Source organism: Paraburkholderia aspalathi (assembly GCF_905220735.1).
GTDB classification, from domain to species: domain Bacteria; phylum Pseudomonadota; class Gammaproteobacteria; order Burkholderiales; family Burkholderiaceae; genus Paraburkholderia; species Paraburkholderia aspalathi.
In genome coordinates this window covers 1,356,126-1,371,552 of record NZ_CAJNBA010000001.1, presented here as the reverse complement: position 1 = coordinate 1,371,552, position 15,427 = coordinate 1,356,126, and the positions used below count along the sequence as shown (strand labels likewise).

The 15,427-nt window shown below is 58.8% G+C and carries 19 protein-coding genes and 1 pseudogene; 14 read left to right on the top strand and 6 right to left on the bottom strand.

Annotation, left to right across the window (positions count from 1 at the left end; all coding sequences use genetic code 11):
• Positions 1–324 precede the first annotated feature (324 nt).
• Entirely contained in the window at positions 325–828 is a 504-nt protein-coding gene (locus tag KHO30_RS06065) for a nuclear transport factor 2 family protein (RefSeq protein ID WP_211700335.1), read from the bottom strand.
• A gap of 442 nt (positions 829–1,270) precedes the next feature.
• Here KHO30_RS06065 and KHO30_RS06060 point away from each other — a divergent pair, with 442 nt between their 5' ends.
• The 3 genes from KHO30_RS06060 to KHO30_RS06050 all read left to right on the top strand — a co-directional run bounded on the left by KHO30_RS06060 (position 1,271) and on the right by KHO30_RS06050 (position 2,991).
• Positions 1,271–1,588, top strand: a complete 318-nt coding sequence (locus tag KHO30_RS06060) for a plastocyanin/azurin family copper-binding protein (protein WP_372341822.1) — start codon at positions 1,271–1,273, stop codon at positions 1,586–1,588.
• Positions 1,589–1,744: 156 nt separating this feature from the next.
• Positions 1,745–2,047 carry a hypothetical protein gene (locus KHO30_RS06055; RefSeq protein WP_211700992.1) on the top strand — a complete coding sequence of 101 codons (303 nt, stop codon included), beginning with the start codon at positions 1,745–1,747 and terminating at the stop codon, positions 2,045–2,047.
• Positions 2,048–2,670: 623 nt separating this feature from the next.
• Positions 2,671–2,991 (top strand): DUF4148 domain-containing protein, encoded by a 321-nt coding sequence (locus KHO30_RS06050; RefSeq protein ID WP_211700334.1) that lies wholly within the window; start codon positions 2,671–2,673, stop codon positions 2,989–2,991.
• A 235-nt stretch (positions 2,992–3,226) separates the two neighbouring features.
• On the opposite strand, the gene KHO30_RS06045 is transcribed toward KHO30_RS06050, so the two are convergent.
• The gene (locus tag KHO30_RS06045; protein WP_093637324.1) at positions 3,227–3,736 is read right to left on the bottom strand and encodes a DUF1269 domain-containing protein; all 510 of its coding nucleotides are present in this window, start codon (positions 3,734–3,736) and stop codon (positions 3,227–3,229) included.
• 469 nt (positions 3,737–4,205) lie between these two features.
• On the opposite strand from KHO30_RS06045, the gene KHO30_RS06040 reads away from it, so the two are divergent.
• On the top strand, positions 4,206–4,532 hold the full coding sequence (locus KHO30_RS06040) for a DUF4148 domain-containing protein (RefSeq protein ID WP_372450015.1): 327 nt from the start codon (positions 4,206–4,208) through the stop codon (positions 4,530–4,532).
• 67 nt (positions 4,533–4,599) lie between these two features.
• Positions 4,600–4,980, top strand: coding sequence for a DUF4148 domain-containing protein (locus KHO30_RS06035; protein ID WP_211700333.1), 381 nt, complete (start codon positions 4,600–4,602; stop codon positions 4,978–4,980).
• Positions 4,981–5,875: 895 nt separating this feature from the next.
• Here the strand turns inward: KHO30_RS06035 and KHO30_RS06030 are convergent.
• Positions 5,876–6,085 (bottom strand): hypothetical protein, encoded by a 210-nt coding sequence (locus tag KHO30_RS06030; protein WP_093637336.1) that lies wholly within the window; start codon positions 6,083–6,085, stop codon positions 5,876–5,878.
• A gap of 634 nt (positions 6,086–6,719) precedes the next feature.
• Between KHO30_RS06030 and KHO30_RS06025 the strand changes: the two genes are divergently transcribed.
• Positions 6,720–7,028, top strand: a complete 309-nt coding sequence (locus KHO30_RS06025) for a hypothetical protein (RefSeq protein ID WP_093637340.1) — start codon at positions 6,720–6,722, stop codon at positions 7,026–7,028.
• Positions 7,029–7,082: 54 nt separating this feature from the next.
• Positions 7,083–7,925, top strand: a complete 843-nt coding sequence (locus KHO30_RS06020; RefSeq protein WP_244863959.1) for a transposase — start codon at positions 7,083–7,085, stop codon at positions 7,923–7,925.
• A gap of 74 nt (positions 7,926–7,999) precedes the next feature.
• Here KHO30_RS06020 and KHO30_RS06015 read toward each other — a convergent pair whose 3' ends face one another.
• The gene (locus tag KHO30_RS06015; protein WP_211700332.1) at positions 8,000–8,962 is read right to left on the bottom strand and encodes a substrate-binding domain-containing protein; all 963 of its coding nucleotides are present in this window, start codon (positions 8,960–8,962) and stop codon (positions 8,000–8,002) included.
• Between the two features lie 34 nt (positions 8,963–8,996).
• Complete coding sequence (locus KHO30_RS06010) at positions 8,997–10,367, bottom strand: leucine-rich repeat-containing protein kinase family protein (protein ID WP_211700331.1); 1,371 nt, start codon at positions 10,365–10,367, stop codon at positions 8,997–8,999.
• Positions 10,368–10,581: 214 nt separating this feature from the next.
• Here KHO30_RS06010 and KHO30_RS06005 point away from each other — a divergent pair, with 214 nt between their 5' ends.
• From KHO30_RS06005 to KHO30_RS05980, 6 genes and pseudogenes are all read left to right on the top strand, one after another.
• A complete protein-coding gene (locus KHO30_RS06005) occupies positions 10,582–11,220 on the top strand; it encodes a methylated-DNA--[protein]-cysteine S-methyltransferase (protein WP_244863958.1) in 639 nt (212 codons plus the stop codon).
• 159 nt (positions 11,221–11,379) lie between these two features.
• The gene (locus tag KHO30_RS06000) at positions 11,380–11,706 is read left to right on the top strand and encodes an ArsR/SmtB family transcription factor (RefSeq protein WP_211700330.1); all 327 of its coding nucleotides are present in this window, start codon (positions 11,380–11,382) and stop codon (positions 11,704–11,706) included.
• A 131-nt stretch (positions 11,707–11,837) separates the two neighbouring features.
• Positions 11,838–11,978, top strand: a pseudogene (locus KHO30_RS05995) (arsenical-resistance protein); the annotation flags it as partial.
• A 21-nt stretch (positions 11,979–11,999) separates the two neighbouring features.
• Entirely contained in the window at positions 12,000–12,422 is a 423-nt protein-coding gene (arsC, locus tag KHO30_RS05990; protein ID WP_200619546.1) for an arsenate reductase (glutaredoxin), read from the top strand.
• Complete coding sequence (arsH, locus tag KHO30_RS05985) at positions 12,422–13,204, top strand: arsenical resistance protein ArsH (protein WP_211700329.1); 783 nt, start codon at positions 12,422–12,424, stop codon at positions 13,202–13,204. Before arsC ends, arsH begins: the two co-directional genes overlap by 1 nt.
• A 94-nt stretch (positions 13,205–13,298) precedes the next feature.
• Entirely contained in the window at positions 13,299–13,604 is a 306-nt protein-coding gene (locus tag KHO30_RS05980; protein WP_211700328.1) for a panthothenate synthetase, read from the top strand.
• Positions 13,605–13,700: 96 nt separating this feature from the next.
• Here the strand turns inward: KHO30_RS05980 and KHO30_RS05975 are convergent, their stop codons facing one another.
• The gene (locus KHO30_RS05975; protein ID WP_211700991.1) at positions 13,701–14,576 is read right to left on the bottom strand and encodes a GNAT family N-acetyltransferase; all 876 of its coding nucleotides are present in this window, start codon (positions 14,574–14,576) and stop codon (positions 13,701–13,703) included.
• Positions 14,577–14,813: 237 nt separating this feature from the next.
• Between KHO30_RS05975 and KHO30_RS05970 the strand changes: the two genes are divergently transcribed.
• On the top strand, positions 14,814–15,416 hold the full coding sequence (locus KHO30_RS05970; protein WP_093637364.1) for a phosphatase PAP2 family protein: 603 nt from the start codon (positions 14,814–14,816) through the stop codon (positions 15,414–15,416).
• Positions 15,417–15,427: the final 11 nt, after the last annotated feature.

The following is a 15,427-nucleotide window of genomic DNA, read 5'->3' as shown; positions in this document are numbered from 1 at the left end:
CAGCGCGCCTGTGCAATTTGCCCGAGTTTTTGCGAGCTTTCTTGATCAGAGCCGAACCGGTCCAGATGCGGCTTCCTGTTGTGCGGACGGTCGAATGGCGGGAATGAAGGTGCGTCGTTTCAAGTGCAACAATGAGCTCAAGGGGAACCGAAGTGCGATCAATTGAGCCAATGCGACCGGTTCGATGATTGGTGTGGCTTTCGGCCACCGAGAGGGTGCATCTTTAGTTCGATTGACAACGGTATTCGACAGCCTCGACTAAACCGCGGCGCGCTGTCTGGTGCGAGGAGAGGCCCGCGGCAGACAGCGTGTTCGCCGGATCGACTAGAACATCGTGTTGTCGTTGGCCGATTGCTCGGGCACGGGTTGAATCACATCCCAGTGCTCGGCGATCTTGCCGCGCTCGACGCGGAAGATATCCACGATGGCGTTGCCGCGGTCTTGCGGGTTGCTGGTCGAGTGAACATGCAGAAAGACGAGATCGCCGTCGGTCGCACTGCGCACGATGGCCGAACGGGCATTGGGGGCATGCTTGAAGTATTCGGTAAAGAAGCTGATGAACGGCGCGGACCCGGTGGGCACATGCGGATTGTGCTGAATGTAATTCGGTGCGAGCACGGCGCTAGCAGTCCCGAGATCGTGCCTGTTGAACACCGCATCGTAGAAGTTCACGACTAGCGCGCGGTTGCGCTCTTCCTGGGCAATATCGCGAGCGGCCGGATGAGCCGGCGCGACGCTATCTTCGGCGCGAGCCACATGGCTTGCGATCAGCACAAAGAAAGCAGCGGTGGTTGCCACGCGCTGGAGCAAGGAAGTTCTGTTTGGCATGACGGTCCCCCTCTTTTCGTTGAAAGCCGGCGGCTGCAAGGACTTTAGCATCCGCAGGTGGCTTATAGCCAATCGACATCCGGCTACGCTCTCCCGACACCGGGAAGCCCGCAGACATTCTGCGACTTCGCAAGCCTGGCGAGCTCAGGCAGTGGGAATAAATCTCCAATCGGACAGGTACTCCCTGCTGAAGGCGCCGGTTTCTTCCTAGGCGATCCGGCCGCTCAGCTTGCTGATTCGCTTGCGAGGATCTCATGTCGTCACAGCACCCATCCAATCCGTCACGTCGCAGGGTCTCGAGGTGCATGACCTATGGCGGACTTGGAACGCTGTTCACGCTTTCCGGCGGCGAAAGCTCAGAAGGTCACGATTCAGTAACTGCAGACGCTTCGAGGAGATCATCGTGAAAAATCATTCGTTACCGAAATCCGTATTTGCGGTCGTGTTCTGCCTGGTAGCGTCTGGAGCTACAGTCACGGCGTCCGCACAAAGCGCGAGCGACTCTCTCGTGACGATAAAGAATTTGATGTTCTCGCCCTCGTCCGCCACGATCAAGGCCGGAACGACCATCACGTGGATGAATCTCGATGCGGAGCCGCACACGATAGTCCACGACGTAGGCGCCTTTGACATGGGCCTCTTTCATTCGTACGACCTCGATCAAGACGACACGTTTTCGTACAAGTTCGACAAGCCCGGGATCTACAAGGTCTATTGTGGGGACCACCCTGACATGAAGGAAACGATCACGGTTCAGTGACTCGAACTATTGCGGTCTGAGCCGAGTAGGACTTATGGCTGCGGGATGCACGTCCCTGCCCCAGGCCGGCAAAACAGGCCGGTCTCACGTTTTCGACACCTTAAGGAGTTTGATATGAAAATCGTTTTCGACAGAGCAAGCGCACTGCAAGCACTGATGGCATTGAGAGGACTCCTGCTAGCGGTAGCGTGTATCGCCGCGGGCAGCGTCGCGGCGCAAGGTCTCAGCCCATATGACGATATCAACTCGCCTGAAAACAGCACCCGGTTGATGCCGCAGGCTGCACCCGGGAGCGAGTATCCCACCCACGGTGATCGGCAGGCCGGAGAGCTGAATCTGAATCCGACGGATCCGCGCGCGCAACTCGCCAATGGTTTGCCGAACAATGCACAGTCTGGTGGATATGGATCGCCACTAGCCGGCGTGAGGACCTATGTCGTGCCGCCGCCGAAGAATTGATGGCCGAGACGAGTCGGCCTGGTGCAGGATGGCGAGTGCCGCCACCGGTCTTGCCAGCCACCGGCACATTGCTGACGGCCTCGAATCCTTCATCGATCAGCCCGTACAACGTCACGCTGCTTTGCGCATGGACGAAACCTGCCAGCGGGCACAACGTTGCTAATGCCAGAAGTGCTTCTTCATTGAGTGATCCCCAGATTGCCTGCAATTAACCCGCAATAAATTGGCACATCCGCACCATGGATGTCCGTGTTCCAACCATGCGCGACCCGCTCGACGTCAACCGACCTCCCGGTCGTTCGCGCGTGGCTCCATCCGGCTTGACGACGAGGCCGGATGACAGCGTCTTCCAGGTCGGCCGCACGTTTATTCCCATCTAGCTCGAAATTATTTGGCGTGTTGTAGGGTGCCCGCGTTCTTTTTCACAAACCCGGGAATATCCGTCGTCCAACTGCGGTTAACTCAATGAACATCTCGCAATATTCACCAGATACTAAGGAATCTGAAATGAATAGATTCATCTTGTTAGGTCGAGCCAACCCTGAGCCGCTGTCATTCATCTGATTCTCGGCTCGCCCTCTCTATCCTGCGAACCAGCACCTTAAAACACCAGGAGTATCGTCATGAAATCAATCTCACAACATCGGTCATTCGACCAGTCGCTGCGCAACCTGGCGGTCGCTGGCGCGATTCTGATGTCGACTTCAGCTGGCGCGTTTGCGCAAACCATGCCTGACCCGCCGACACATCGAGTCACGCGCGCAGAGGTCATGCATGAACTCTACGAACTGGAGGCGGCGGGTTACAACCCGTCCCAGGGCGACGACGGTTCATATCCTGCAGATCTTCAGGCTGCGCAAGAGAAGGTTGCCGCCAAACATCGAGCGGAACAAAACGCACTGATGAGCGCCGGCCAGAATGGGAAGGTGAAGCCGGTGCCTTGAGGTACAGACGATCGCCAGTATTCCGCGTACATCGTTGCTCGCGTACGCGACGTGATGCACGGTAGTCAGGTGTTGCCGCGGGCGATGGTTGTGCAACGCAAAATGCAGCGTTCGGGGCGAGGGCATCACCTCGCCGCGCCGCCCCTCACGACAACGAGCTATCTGTCGTTCATATTGATCCGCACATCATGGCGGACTGCGTCATTGCGATGGAACCAGATGGCATTACGCAGCGTCACGGAAACGCCGGAATCGTCGGGTCCGTTCCCTTGATGTCGGCCTCGGCGTGACGCAGTTTGATCGCCTCCTCGATTTCTTCGACGCGATCTTTCGCGACGTCGACCATCATCAGCAGTTCGCCTTTTTCTATAGCCTGTTCAAAGCGCTTGAGCCGCGTATTCGGCACATCGACGCCAATCATCGTCGCCGTCCATGCACCAAAGCCGGCGCCACAAAGCGTGATCGCCACGACCGCTCCGCCTGCAATCGTCAGGCCGGCCGGCGGGAACGCCAGTGCGACCAGTGAGGCCAGCGTCCCCGTGAGGCCGCCCATCGCTACCCCTCTCGCGAGGGCGGGCAACAGATCGCTGCGTTGCGCCAGGGTTGCTTCTGGCAAATCCTCGAGCGGCACATTGTGATTGGCGATCACGTGGATATGTCGCCACTCGACCCGCAATAACAGAAGTTCGTTGATGGTCATCTGTGCACTATGCACATTCGGCAATAGCAAATAGATACGTCTCATGTCCTTCTCCCGAGCGGTCGTTCACCGGTCCCGAAGCATCGGGAGGGTGTCTTGTCTATACCGCAACTCGAGTGAGGTTATTCCCGAGGGACAGGTGTGTTGGCAACCGACCGGGAATAGCACGCTGCACCGCGGGTTGGTGCTGACGCTTGCACTCCTGATGATTGCGCATGTCGCAGCCGCGTTGAAACACAAGTTCATCGACCGCGACGGCGTTGCTGGACGCATGGGAATCTGATCTACAGGAACTTCGCGGGAGGCGCCTCCTCCCAGCATCCTTCGAGATTTCCGTCAACGTAGGCTTGCCAGGCGACGCGGTCGCAAACGCATCATGTTTTGCCTGCATCCTTGGCAACTTTGGGAATAAGCGGCGCCCGCTCCCGGTATACCGTAGTGTGAGCGCGCTGCATGATGCAGAATCAGCAACTTCCCGTTATTTATATTGGAGTCCAAAGTGAATAAGCGAACGATAATTTTCTCTCTAATTCTCGCTGCCGCAGCGAGCATTTCGATCAACGCGCAGGCTCAAGAAAAGACCCGGGCGCAGGTGTGGCAGGAGTTGATCGAAGCCGAACGCAACGGGCTGAATTTTGTAAGTGACACGTCGTACCCGGACGTTGCGCCGATCTTTGAACAGCAGGCCGCGCGGCTCAAGCAGCAAGACAGCGACAGTGGGATGGGTGTCGCAACGACAGGCACAAGCGATGCCGGCCACATCAAACGGAATACACCTCCTTCAGATCCGTCAGCCTGCGTTGGGCCTGTCAGCTTCTGCACTATTTATTCCGGCTCTTGAGCCACACATCAACGTGCTTCACTAGTTCCCCGGCAAACCGGGGTCTTTGTTGGAAGGAGTCGCAATCATGAAAAAGCTCACCCTGTTGGCACTGACGCTCAGTGCGGTCGTCATCTCCACATCGACTTTTGCGCAGTCCGCGTCTGTCCCGCTCACCAGAGCGCAGGTACGCGCCGACCTCATCAAACTCGAACAGGCTGGATACAATCCGTCGACCAGCGATGACGCGACCTATCCTGCCGATATCCAGGCTGCGGAGGCGAAGGTAGCCGCCCAGGACGCTGAACAGCAAGCCGCCACGCCCCAGCAGCAAGAAAGCGACAGTGGCATGGGCGCCGAAATGAAAGGCGCGACCGATTCTGGCCACAAAAAACAGGATATGCATCCCTCAAATCCGTCGACCTGCGTCGGACCTGCCAGTTTCTGCGATATTTTTTTCGGCTCTTGAGACACACGCCACCGTGCTACGCCAGAAGTGGTTTCATAAACGCCCCGTGTTAACTTCTCGTGTGCCGTGTTAGCTTTGCCTGGCATGGCACGACGAGAAAAACTTGCAGAAGAGCAAGGAGGCACCGGGCTACATTGACGGACACTTTCGTCGCCGACACACTCAAATGACGGCCGTCCAGGCGTTTGGCCGGCGCAGGTATCATTCAATAGAATTTGGTCATCGGACGCGGTGTAGCTGGCGGAAAAACATTCCACGTACCGTCAATGTGCCGGAAGAACAAGAAGGAAACCCGTCGCTCCTGCCGCGACACCTCGACGCGCACGAAGCGCGTGCCGCCGACTGCCATTCGACTGAAGTCGCTCACTCGGGCAGGTGCGGCCGGCGTTGGCCTAAGCCATTTCTCCACCACAGAACGAAGCGATTGCTGCGCGAATCTCACACGCTCCGGTGCGGAATTCACTGTAATTGGACTCATTTGGCTTGCCTCCATACCGACACATAGTCCCCTTCCCCCCGGTACGCGAAATTGCCCGGAAACACTGCGCCGAACTCGCGTACAGCAGGCCAAGATTTGAAGAGCGGACTTTCGCCAACAATCGACCCTGATCTTTTTCGATTTACCCAATTTCGATGATAATTATTATGTTTTCCGATTGTACAATTTAGACTAGTACAATATTTACCATTCGTAAAGCATAGCGAGATCAGGACTATCCCTATGTGGCGGCGCCTGGCGAACACGAGAATCATCAGAACTTTATCGTGAGCTGTGGGGGCCGCACGGCCACGGCCAGCCAGTCAAGCGGCAGAAAATGGGGACCTGAACAGGGGCGTTTAACCTCGACTGCGGCACGCAAGTAACGCCCTGACGTCGAATATTGATGTACCGAAGTCAGTGCGCGACGCCGAAAAATGCTTCCGCACCTTCGGCCGGCGTGAGTCCCACTCTGAAATAGCCCTCAAGCCGTTCAGCCATGACGTCGTTCATGATGAACGGCGGACAGAGGAAGCCGACTGAAACGGCATGGTCGTACCACGCCAGCATCCATGCGCGCAGACCTGCTTCGTCCAGCGAAAATTCATTCGACAGATCTTCAGCCATGCACTGCCTCCTTCGCCATTGTCTCGCCGTTCTGCGGCAATACGGCGGTGCTCATCGCAGGACGAGCGTCTCTGGGCGGAAACACGTGCCAGATTCCGTCGCTGTGCCGAAAGAAAAACAGCGCAAGCGAACCGCCCGGCCGTTGCACTTCGACGCACACACGACGAGTCCGGCCAGATCGTGACCGATGTATCGACAGCACGCGGACCGACTGGCGGCATTCCGTGCCAAGCAGTTTTCCAACGATCCCACGCAACGATTTTTCAGCCACGATGTCTACACTCCGTGATGCAAGTGAAGTCATCGTAAGGCGCTGGAAGCGGCGGTTCCGTCGGGAGCACCGGATAGTTCATTAAGGAACGGCTGATTCGAATGTCAGGATTCTCCTAATCAAACCGCTGCGCCGATTAATACAGCTTCGTTTTTTCGCCGACGAGGCGGTATCTGATCGCATCGCGGTCAGTTCAGACTACCGGTGCGCCGAATCGACAGGGAAAACACAGGCAACGTATAGGGATTTCCTGACACGAAGTTCAGCATTGACCGGCCCTTCTTTCTTGATGTCCTGACAGCGCTGCGATAACTATCCACATAGGATGAAGACTCGTCAATCGTCCTGTTGCTGAGCGTGGCCATGGTTCCGTATCTGTCTGAACGCGAAAACGCGGTTGAGCATATCAACGCGAAGTGCATCCATCTGTTCGATCTGTGGTGCGAAAGCCGAAGCGTCGCGCCGCTAACGTACCTGTTAAAAGGCTGGCCACTGACGAACAGCGATCCCGAGGCCATCCGGCGCCTTGGCAACGCGCTGCGCGATCTCAGGCGACACCATCTGCATGACGCCAACGACGCGTCATTTCAAGAACTCTGCGAGTTATCGGATTGCGTCGAAGACCTGCTTGTTCTGTCGGCCATGACAACGTGGGCGATGAGCAGCGGGTAGCGTGAACGGGAGATATCGAACCCGCGTAACGCGACTGGTATGAGGGGATATAGCGTGCAGTTTAACGAAATCAGTGACGAAGAGTGGCTTCTGCTGGCGCCCGTTCTGTCGGATGACGTCATCGTTCATGGGCAACGCGGCCGGCCTCGCGCGCAAGTTCGTCTGGTGGCGAATGCCGTGTTGTGGGTATTGGTGACTGGCGAACCCTGGTCCAGGTTGCCGAACACCTATCCGTCGGTGCCGACGTGCCGGTCACGCTTCGAAAAGTGGCGTGGGTCCGGCGCCCTTGCGGAAATGCACGGGCTTCTTTCGAGCCGCGGCCGCACGTTCCGCTGCGGTCCGGATGGCCGGTTGCAACCACAACATGTCCAGCCCCGCTCCGTCGACCGTCAATCCAAGGACGAGGGCCTTCGCAAGGTGTTCTGGACAAGTCAGGCGTCGTGGCAAACGCCGCATGGCGCACGCCAGCCGCCCCATAGCGTGGATACGTTCACTCAAGTCGCCCAGCAGCTCCAGGATTCTTCGCCTGTTGCGCCTGAGCGCGTCGAATCCCGCAGCTCGATGAACGCCCCTCAATCCATCCACCGGCCTGCCTCGCCATGGATGGGCCTCGCCTCACAAGGCAAGCGCCAATCCGACCCGCGTGGCTACGTCATCTACGTTGCGGCCGATCGGGTGGCGAACGCCCGGTTTCGTGGATGGGCCGAGATCGTGAGGGACGCGCAGCGCATCGCCCGTTCCGGACTTATCGGTCCGAGCTTCACGAGCTTCGAGGCTGCGCAGCAGTACTCGCTCGAATGGGCCCGACGGTGGATCGACGAGGAAAGCGACGTCGACAGAGATGATGTCAACGCCGAGAAGTGCGATTCGTGGCAACAGAAAGTCCGATCCGGGTGAACAACGCATCGGCGGCGTAGCCATGAGATTCGCAGCACAGGCACTATGGGGCGGTAGGCAATAGATTTTCTGCCTCAGTGACTTGCAGCAGTCACCAGTTGCAGCGGCGTTTCAATGGCGCGCGACAAATCGCTCTGTTTTCTGTGCTCAGTGACTGCCTTCAACGCCACGTCGACGCCGAACACAGCTTGCCGGTCGGCAAACTGGTTCATCGTCGCAAGCACGCGGCCGTCGAGAAGCAGCGGTTTGATCGCCTCGCTGTCGTTATAGCCGGTGACGTAGACGCCGCCGGTTCTCCCTGCATCACGAATGGCATCCACCGCCCCCATCGCCATATTGTCGTTGCCGCACATCAACGCACGGATCTGCGGATAGTCTCCTAGCATCTTCGACGCAACGTCCCGTCCTTTCCCATAGTCCCAGTCGCCGGCTTGTATCGCGACGATCTTCATCCCGGCCGCGTTCATAGCATCCTTGCTGCCGGCCGAACGCTGCTGCGCATTGCGGTCGGCGGAAATGCCTTCGATGATCCCGACCTGATCGCCCGCCTTGAGCCGCTCCGCAAGATAATCGCCGACCTGCTTCGCGCCGTTTCGATTGTTCGGACCGACGAAGGGCACGGAGATGTGGGCGGCATCCTGCGACGCGTCATCGAGCGGGTTATCGATGGTAACCATGATGATGCCGGCCTTGATCCCCCGCGCCACGATCGCTGTCAGCGCCTTCGAGTCAGTCGGCGCGATGACGATCGCGTTCATCTTCGCTTTGATCAATTCGTCGACCATCCGGATCTGCGCGGCAGTGTCGTGCTCTGTTGCCGTGCCGCGAATGGTCAAGCCGAACTGCGACGCGAAGTGCCTCTGATAATTCTGCGCAGCGTTCGCCATAGCTACCGTGAACGGATCGGTCATCGACTTCAACACGAGGGCGATCTTCAGCTTGCCACCCTGCATGGCATCGACACGAACCGCACCTGTCAGGCCTGCCGCAGCAAGCGTGCCGGCAACCAGCACGCGGCGGCGCATCCTCTGCGTCATTGATTTTCTCTCCTTGGACCACACGGACGACGGATCAAACCGCAGCGAACGCTGCAGTGTCCCGATCTCCGGCGCCCGTTAGCTGCCGCAAAACGGCAGCGATTTCGTCGAACAACGGCCGGCTGTCGATCTCCTCGCTCAGGCAATTCTCTTTCAACGCTACCAGCTTCGCTGCAATGTCCGCTTCCACAGCCACCAAGTCGCATCGGTCGATCAATTCCTCCAGCAGACAACCATACGCCCTGACTTCCAGGCGCTGCAGCGCGAAGCGGAAGTGGCGATCATCAGTCGCGTAGAAAGACGCCGCGCCAAAATCGCCCAGCAGCGCGCGACCTTGGCCACCGTGCAGAATGTTGTGCGCGTACAGATCGCCATGCATCACACCTTGTCGATGCAGATGACACGCTGCCGACGCCATGCCGTATGCAAGGCGTAACACCGATGCAAACTCGAAGCGCGTGTCGGCATCGTAGACATCACGCGTGCATGACTCGAGGCTCGGCGGTCCGGCGAGGTTCGTGAATTGCGGGTCGATCAGTTCCATCACCAGGCCATGCGTGCCCGCCGGATGGCCCTTCACCTTGCCCACCACCGGGATCAGATTCGGATGATCGCCGGCACGAATGCAGGCCGCCATCTCGCAGTCCGGCAATCCATCGCTCGTCACCGCGCCCTTGAACAACTTGACGGCCACAGGCCTACTCGCATGTTCGTGACGAGCAAGAAGCGCCGCGCGATAAATGACACCGGAGGCGCCCTCGCCTAACTGCTGTTCAAGTTTCAACTCATCCCATCGAATATCGGCACTCGGCGTATCGGTGAGTGCCGCTGTCTCCAGCGCTTCGCTAAACGGATTGCCGGCGAAAGCCAGCCAGGAAAGCCGCGGCAAGCGCAACAACCATGCAGGCAGTTCGCTGAGTTGATTCGCCGCGAGACGCAGCAGTTCGAGACGCGAGCAGGCCGCCAATTCTTCGGGCAGCGTGCGCAACCGGTTACCTGCAAGCATCAACTTCTGAAGTTGCGTGCAGGTGCCGATTTCCGCAGGCAGTGTGTCGATCTCGTTGTCGGTGAGGATCAGCCAGCGCAGCAGCGGCGGCAGCGATTGACCCGAGACCTTGCGAATGCGGTTTGCCTTGAAGCCGACCATGCTCAGTTGCGAGCACTGCCCGAGGACTTCCGGCAATTCGGTGAAGGGGTTGTCAGACGCAAAAATGATGCGCAGCTTGCTTAACCGTGGCAAATCATCGGGCAGCCTCGTAAGTGCATTGCCCGATAGATCGAGAATTTCCAGCGTATCGGCCAGATCGAAAATCTCGCGTGGAAATTCGCTCAGCCCGCACGCCAGTTTAAGTCGGCGAGTACCCGCCAGTTGTCCGGCCCGCAGTTGTTCGAGGGTGCTTGTCACAGTCGTAGAGAAGAGTTCCGGTTGCCGGTGAGCGATGTGCCGAAGGTATCAATTCTACTGAGTCGTGGGCCGCGCGCGGAATTGGATAGCAAGATCCGGCGTGACCTCGGCGAGGACGAGGGTTAAGCTGTCAGGTATCGGAGCCATGGCAGAGCGAAGTTCGCAGCCTCGCATCAAGCCATCTCAGTCTCCAGCCAGTCAGGAATCCAGCAAAGTGACATACGCATACAAGTCAATGAATTCGCCCGTCGGCGAACTGAAGCTCGTGGCAAACGGCAACCGGCTCGCCGCCATTCTGTGGGAAAACGACAAGCCGAACCGGGTGCGCCTGCCGGAAATGGCCGAGGCGAATGACCGCGCGATCCTGATCGAAACCGAGCGGCAATTGAATGAATATTTCGCGGGGACGAGAGACCGGTTCGACCTCGAACTCGACTTCCAGGGAACGGACTTTCAGAAGAGAGTTTGGGCGGCGCTCCTGACGATCCCGTTCGGCGAGACGCGCAGCTACTCGGACATCGCGACGCAAATCGGAAACATCAACGCGGTGCGCGCCGTGGGCGCGGCGAACGGCAAAAATCCGATCTCGATCGTGGCGCCGTGTCATCGCGTGATCGGCGCGTCCGGCGATCTGACCGGCTTTGCCGGCGGACTCGTGAACAAGATGTTTCTTCTGTCGCTGGAAGCCGGGCAGACCTCGCTGGAAGCGGCTGCGGATTCGAATGACGCTGCGGCTACTGCAACGGCTGCGACTTCAAGCGCGACTCCGGGAACTGGCGTCAGAGAAACGGCTGTGAAACCAGCGCGCCCGGCGCCAAGCCGTGGGACCCAGCACTCGTTGTTCGGCAACTGAGCGGGTTGGATGCAACGGTCGTGACATTACGAGGCGGCGTTCAACGCCGCCTAACGCACCACATCACCAATGCAACAGGTTCTGCTCGCACATACGCTCATCGGCGATATCATTTCAACAATACTTGAAATATGAAAACGATCAGCGTATCGTTCGACCATGGACTCGAACCTTGTTGTACGCGCCCTTGGCGCGCTCGCTCATGAATCGCGGCTGGCGATCTTCCGTTTGCTGGTCGTCGCGGGGCCGGATGGCATCGCCGCCGGTGAAATCGCGCAGCAGCTCGGACTGTCCCCATCGAGCCTCTCCTTCCACCTCAAAGACCTGTCGCATGCCGGGTTGGTGACACCCCGGCAGGACGGGCGCTTCATCATCTATTCGGCGAATTTCGACGCGATGACGGGCCTGATCGGCTTCCTGACCGAAAACTGCTGCGCCGGCGCACCGTGCGCCGCGAGCGACCTCCCCGGCTGCTGCGAAAAATGAGCACCGGTAGCACAGTGGCGCGTGGCGCACGGCCGGCGATCGGATTCTTCGAGCGCTATCTGACCGTCTGGGTGACGCTGTGCATCGTAGTCGGCATCCTGGTCGGGCAACTGCTTCCGCAACTCTTCCAGGCGATCGGCCTCTTTGGATTTCATTCGGGTGCAGCGCTTGCCACGGTGGTCGGCGTGCTGATCGAAGTGCCGGTGATGCTGTTAGTAGTCGGCGTCGTCAATCGTTCGCAGCATTGGTACGAGGCAAAAACACAGCGTTAAAGGACAATGAGGACAACGTGTATGAGCGTTACGATCTATCACAACCCCGATTGCGGCACCTCGCGCAATACGCTCGCCATGATTCGCAATGCCGGCATCGAGCCGGAGGTCATCGAGTATCTGAAGAACCCACCTGATCGAGCCACACTGAAGGACCTGATCGAACGCGCCGGGCTCACGGTGCGCGCCACGCTGCGCGAGAAAGGCACGCCATATGCCGAACTCGGTCTCGCGGACGCATCCTTGAGCGATGAACAATTGCTCGATGCGATGCTGGCGCATCCGATCCTCATCAATCGCCCCATTGTGGTCACCCCGCTCGGCGTACGCCTATGCAGACCGTCCGAGGTGGTCCTCGATATCCTGCCCGCAGCGCAACAGGGGGCGTTTATCAAAGAGGACGGCGAGCATGTGATCGACAGCGCGGGACGGAGGGTTCGTTGATGTTCGGGAATCTGCCTAACATCAGCGCCCCACATTTCCACGCGCCGGATCCGCAAAAACTCGAACCGCACGCGATTTCGCAACACGCCCCGCGAATTCTGCTGCTGTACGGGTCGTTGCGTCCCACTTCATTCAGCAAACTGCTCACTTTCGAAGCCGAACGCATCCTGCGCCAATTCGGCGCCGAAACACGCATCTTCGATCCGCACGGCCTGCCGATCACGGACAGCGTAGCGGCCGATCATCCGAAGGTCGTCGAACTACGCAAACTGTCGGAATGGTCGGAGGGACAGGTGTGGTGCAGTCCGGAGCGTCACGGTACGCTCACCGCGGTGTTCAAGAATCAGATCGACTGGCTGCCGCTCGAAAGCGGGGGCGTGCGCCCCACGCAAGGACGCACGCTCGCGGTGATGCAGGTGTGCGGCGGTTCGCAATCGTTCAACGCCGTCAACGCGTTGCGCGTGTTGGGCCGATGGATGCGCATGGTGACGATTCCCAATCAGTCGTCGGTAGCAAAGGCGTATCAGGAATTCGACGCCGACGGCCGGATGAAACCCTCCGCCTACTACGATCGCGTCGTTGACGTGATGGAGGAGTTGTACAAGTTCACGTTGCTGGTACGCGACCGTTCGGATTACCTGACCGATCGCTACAGCGAACGCAAGGAAGCGCAGCCGGAACTGGCGAGCGCGTTGGCGGCCAACGCGATGGTTCATGAAGCCGCGAGCGCCAATGCAAACAGCAACGGCAGCGACGACAGCGACGACAGCGAAACAGAATGACGACGACGGCACTCGGCAGTGCTAACCCTGGCGCTCGCAGCGCATAAAGCTCCTATCCTTAAGATGCCCTTTGGGCATCAACCAGGAGGATGACATGCGCATGCTACTCAACGTACGTATTCCGCACGAACCGTTTAACACGCTAGTGCGCGATGGCACTGTCGGCGAAGTGATAGGGCGAATACTTGAAGACATCAAACCAGAAGCTGCCTACTTCACCGAGCAGAACGGAACACGTGGCGCGGTACTCATCGTGAACCTCGATGAACCGTCGGGAATTCCCGCACTCGCAGAACCATTTTTTCTGAAGCTCAACGCCGACTGCGAGTTTCGCGTCGTCATGTTGCCGCAGGACCTCATGAAAGCCCGACTGGAGAATCTCGGCTCAAAATGGAAGTAGCGCATACGTTCGTATCAAACGATGAACTTGCCGTCTGCGGTTCATAAGACGCCCCCCAGACGGCAACGCGCGCAAAGGCGCAGACGTGTGCTCCGCTCACCCGAGTTCGAATGAGGTCACGCCAAATACGCGTTCGATTTGAATAGCAGGCGAGTCCTGCGTATACATCCGCGCGGTTTCAAAAACGCTTGTCATGCCATGCCGTTCCGCCAGCGCGACGGCAGCGGGATTAGTCTCCGGCACATCGAGCACGATGACCTCGTCCGGCATGCGCGCCACCAACGCATCGAACAGATCGCTCGCGATCTCGTCGCTATCGGCGAAGAGCGGACCGATCTTGCATCCCGTTCTGCAACGACGCACTACGCCGTAGCCTGCAACCTGACCGTCACGAACTACGGCCAGCGCCGTGGCGTCACGCTGGCCGAGCCAAGTCGCGAGAAAACGCTCACGCGCGGCGGGAAAGCACTGGCGATCGTAGTCGAGTAGTTGCTCGAACGGCAGCGCCGACGCATTCAAAATGTTCGAACGGATGTTCGAACCCGTCACGTTTTGGGCGGATGCCTGAACGACACCCTGAAAGCGAATGTTGCGATACGCAAGCCGAAAGCCGGACTTCCTGTAATTCGCCTGCTGAGCGACAACGCCGTCCAATCCGACATTGCGCTTACCCAGATAGTCCATGCCGTGCTGCCAGACGCGCATACCGAAGCCTTTGCCGCGAAACGCCGGCTTCACGATATATAGACCGATAAAGCCGAAGTGCTCGCCGTACGCGATCGCGGAAATGCAGGCAACCGGTTCGCCGCGCCACTCTCCGATAAAAAACCCGTTAGGGTCGCCGGCGCGAAAGCATTCGGCATCGTGCAGGCCGGGGTTCCATCCTTCCGCTGCGGCCCATTCGACCGCCAACGCCACATCGTTGGCCGACATGGTGCGCACGATAAAGTCACGGTGCTCGTCCGGGTTCATCACGATCGCCTCGCCCACTGCGCCTGAAGCATAGCGGCCGCCGCAGTAGCCGCCACCTGGTTTCGTTTGATGTTTGCCTATGCCGGCGGCATGTTTGCCGACATGCATCGACAGATTACACGGCCCGGCGACGGACGATTCTGTCAATCGCTTCCGCCCGCCCCTAAGCTTCTCCTAAGCCTGGCCCGCTAAGATTGGGGGCACGATTCATCACACGCCCCTCAAAAACCTCACCGCATGAATACACTCGAAGCGTTCAATCAGGCGCTCTTTCTGATGATCAACGCCACGCCATCGACACCCGCCTGGCAAATCGACATGGCGCGAATGATTGCCGATTACGTCATTTATCTCGTGCCGCTGTCGCTGATCGCGATATGGCTCTTCGGCGATGCGCGTCAGCGTGAAGTCGCCGTGCGCGCATTTTGCGTAGCCATGCTCGCCCTCGGGCTCAGTCAGATTATCGGTCTGGTTTGGCCGCACCCTCGGCCATTCGTGATCGGAATCGGCCATACGTTCCTGGAGCATGCGCCCGACTCGTCGTTCCCCAGCGACCACGGGACCCTCTTCGCCACCATCGCGCTGACCTTGTTGCTGGGCGGAGTAAGGCGGTACGGCATGGCGATCCTGCTGTCCGGACTTGCCGTGGCTTGGGCGCGCGTGTTTGTCGGCGTCCACTTCCCGCTTGACATGGTTGGCGCCGTCGCCGTGGCGTGCGTGGCGTTCCTGCTGATCGCGCCGCTGTGGCGGCTGGGCGGCGCCACGGTGACAGGCAGCCTTGTCAAGGTGTACCGCAAGCTGCTGGCGTGGCCAATCGAGCGCGGCTGGTTGTCCTCATAGGGCTTTGCGAA